This is a genomic window from Dorea sp. 210702-DFI.3.125, assembly GCF_020560945.1.
GTDB classification, from domain to species: Bacteria; Bacillota; Clostridia; order Lachnospirales; family Lachnospiraceae; genus Dorea; species Dorea formicigenerans.
Map to the genome: position 1 here is coordinate 1 of NZ_JAJCNF010000059.1, position 3,130 is coordinate 3,130.

At 52.6% G+C, this 3,130-nt stretch carries 3 protein-coding genes; all 3 read left to right on the forward strand.

The annotated features are described in order from the left end of the window. The first annotated feature begins 44 nt into the window (after window positions 1-44). Window positions 45-1,517, forward strand: a complete 1,473-nt coding sequence (gene mobQ / locus LI164_RS15450) for a MobQ family relaxase (RefSeq protein ID WP_173904970.1) — start codon at window positions 45-47, stop codon at window positions 1,515-1,517. Window positions 1,518-1,564: 47 nt separating this feature from the next. Beyond that, a complete protein-coding gene (locus LI164_RS15455; protein ID WP_055059557.1) occupies window positions 1,565-2,305 on the forward strand; it encodes a CHC2 zinc finger domain-containing protein in 741 nt (246 codons plus the stop codon). Next, a partial coding sequence (locus LI164_RS15460; protein ID WP_227087366.1) for a virulence-associated E family protein occupies window positions 2,190-3,130 on the forward strand: 941 nt, incomplete at its 3' end. The genes LI164_RS15455 and LI164_RS15460, both read left to right, overlap by 116 nt.

The window sequence follows — 3,130 nt, forward strand, 5'->3', positions numbered from 1 at the left end:
AACCACGCCCGTATTTCCGGGCAGGAGAAAGGCGGTGACTAAGGATAGCACTTTATCATTTTTCAATCGCACAGATAAAGCGCAGCGCCGGTCAGAGCGCCATTGCCAGCGCAGCCTACCGAGCCGGGGAGCGTCTTTACAGCAGCTACTATGGAGAAGTCAGCGACTACACCAAAAAGGGCGGCGTGATCGCTTCGGAAATCATGCTGCCGCCCCATGCGCCGGAAATATATCTTGACCGGGCGACCCTCTGGAATGCTGTGGAGAACTGCGAGAAACATCCAAAAGCACAGCTTGCCTATTCCTTTGATATTGCCATGCAGAATGAATTGACGCTGGAAGAAAACATGGAGCTGGCGAGGAAGTTCGTACAGGAGCAGTTTGTGACAAAAGGCATGATTGCCGACCTTGCTTTTCACAGCCCGGAGAAAGAGGACGGCGGCATCCCTAACCCGCATTTTCATGTGATGACAACCATGCGCCCTTTGAACCCGGATGGCACATGGGGACAAAAACAGCGGCGGGAATATCTTCTTGATGAAGATGGAAACCGAATCCGGGATAAAAATGGCGATTATATGTTTAACGCTGTCCATACAACAGACTGGCATGAGCCGGAAACGCTGGAACACTGGCGGGAGCAGTGGGCGGCTGCCGTTAATACAAAATTTGAGGAAAAAGGGCTGGATGTGCGTATCGACCACCGTTCCTATGTGCGGCAGGGGCTTGACCTGATACCTACTGTCCACGAGGGAGCTAATGTCCGGCAGATGGAAGCAAAGGGCATCCGCACCGAGAAAGGGGAACTGAACCGCTGGATTAAAGCCACCAACCGGCTCATGCAGGATGTGAGGAAGAAGATCAAAGCCCTGTTTGTCTGGATGGCAGAGGTAAAAGAAGAACTTTCCAAACCGCAGACACCGAGCCTTGCCGACCTGTTGATCGCTTATTACAACCAGCGCAACGCAGGGGCATGGAGCAATAAAGCCAGAACCGGAAACTTAAAGCAGTTTGCCGAAGCCGTCAATTATCTGACGGAAAACAAGCTGCTCACATTAGAGGATTTGCAGGAGCGTCTTTCCTCTGTCAACGAAGAATTTGAAGCATTAAGCGGCTCCATGAAAAAGAAATCTGCCAGGATAAAGGAATTGCAGGAATTGATACGGGAGGGCGAGAATTACCAGCGGCTAAAACCTGTCCATACGGAATTGAACAATATCAAGTTTAAGAAACAGAGGGAGAAATTTGAAACATCCCACGATGCGGAGTTACGGCTGTTTTATGCCGCCCGCCGTATTCTGAATGAAAAACTGGACGGAAAACCCATTGCCCTGAAAGCATGGAAACAGGAATACGCACAGTTAAAAACAGAGTATGCCGAACTGTCTCCGCAGCACAAGCCACTCCGGGAGGAAGTCATACGGCTGCGGCAGGTGCAGAACGCCGTAGATACCGCACTGCGCCGGAGGGAGCAGCCACAGGAAGTACAGAGAAAGAAACATGAGATGGAGCTATGATATAACCGGCAGCTTTACCGCTACCGGTATTTTTACGGAGGGAGCATTTGAATGTATTTGAAGCGGTGAAACAGTCTGTTACCACCCGGCAGGCTGCTTCATTCTATGGAATCCGGGTGGGGAGAAACGGCATGGTCTGCTGTCCATTCCACAATGACCGCACGCCCAGCATGAAAGTGGACAGCCGCTTTTACTGCTTCGGCTGCGGGGCTTCCGGGGATGTGATCGACTTTGCCGCTTTGCTGCATGGATTGGGGAAACGGGAAGCTGCGGTCAGGCTTGCGGAGGACTTCGGCGTTTCCTATGAGAAATCCGGCAATGCGCCGCCAGATAGGAAGCGTCACAACAGGTCACAGCCCCGGCAAAAATCAGCGGAGCAGAGATTTCAGGAAACGGAACGGTATTGTTTCCGGGTGCTATGCGATTATCAGCGCCTGCTGGAGCATTGGAAAACAGCATACGCCCCACAGCCGCAGGATGCCATCTGGCATCCTCTTTTTGTGGAAGCGTTGCAGAGGATAAGCTACACAGAATACCTTTTGGATATTTTGTTATACGGAGAAATAGAAGAAAAAGCGGCATTGATCGCCGCACAGGGAAAGGAGGTGCTGCGGCTTGAACAGCGAATTTCAGAGCTTGCCGCCGGAAACGCAGGAAGCGGTCAAAAGGACGATGGACACAATGGAACCGGCGCAGACACCGGAAGAAATCCGGGAGACGTTAGAGGGGACGCAGAAAGGCGGCGTGAAGAACAGCATCCGAAACTGCCTGACGGTGTTCCAGCGTGACCCGCTGTTTCGTGGGGCGCTGCGTCTGAACCTTTTGACGGAGCAGATTGACATTGTGAAGCCGCTGGGCTGGGAGCGCACCAGTACCACGCTGACCGACATGGACATGAACTACCTGCTTTTGTATCTGGAAGAAAATTACGGGCTTATCAGCGAGAAAAAGGTGCAGAGCGCCATCAAGATTGTTGCCAATGAAAACCGCTACCATCCGGTCAGGGATTACCTGAACAACCTGCAATGGGACGGCACAGAGCGCATCCGTTATGCCCTGCATCACTTTCTGGGAGCCGATACGGACGAATACACTTATGAAGCCTTGAAACTGTTCCTGATGGGAGCCATCCGGCGGGTATTCAGACCGGGGAGCAAGTTTGAGGTCATGCTCTGTCTGGTTGGTGGTCAGGGAGCCGGGAAATCTACCTTTTTCCGGCTGCTGGCAGGCAGGGACGAATGGTTTTCAGACGATTTGAAGAAGCTGGACGATGAAAATGTGTACCGCAAGCTTCAAGGGCATTGGATTATCGAGATGTCGGAGATGATCGCCACAGCCAACGCCAAGAGTATTGAGGAAATCAAGTCATTCTTAAGCCGCCAGAAAGAAACCTACAAAGTGCCGTATGAGACACATCCGGCAGACCGGCTGCGGCAATGTGTATTTGGAGGGACGACCAACCGGCAGGACTTTTTGCCCCGTGACCGCACCGGCAACCGGCGCTTTCTCCCCGTGACGGTGTACCCGGAACGGGCGGAGGTTCACATACTGGACGATGAAGCGGCGGCGAGGGCGTATATCGAACAGATGTGGGCGGAAGCCATGACGGTTTA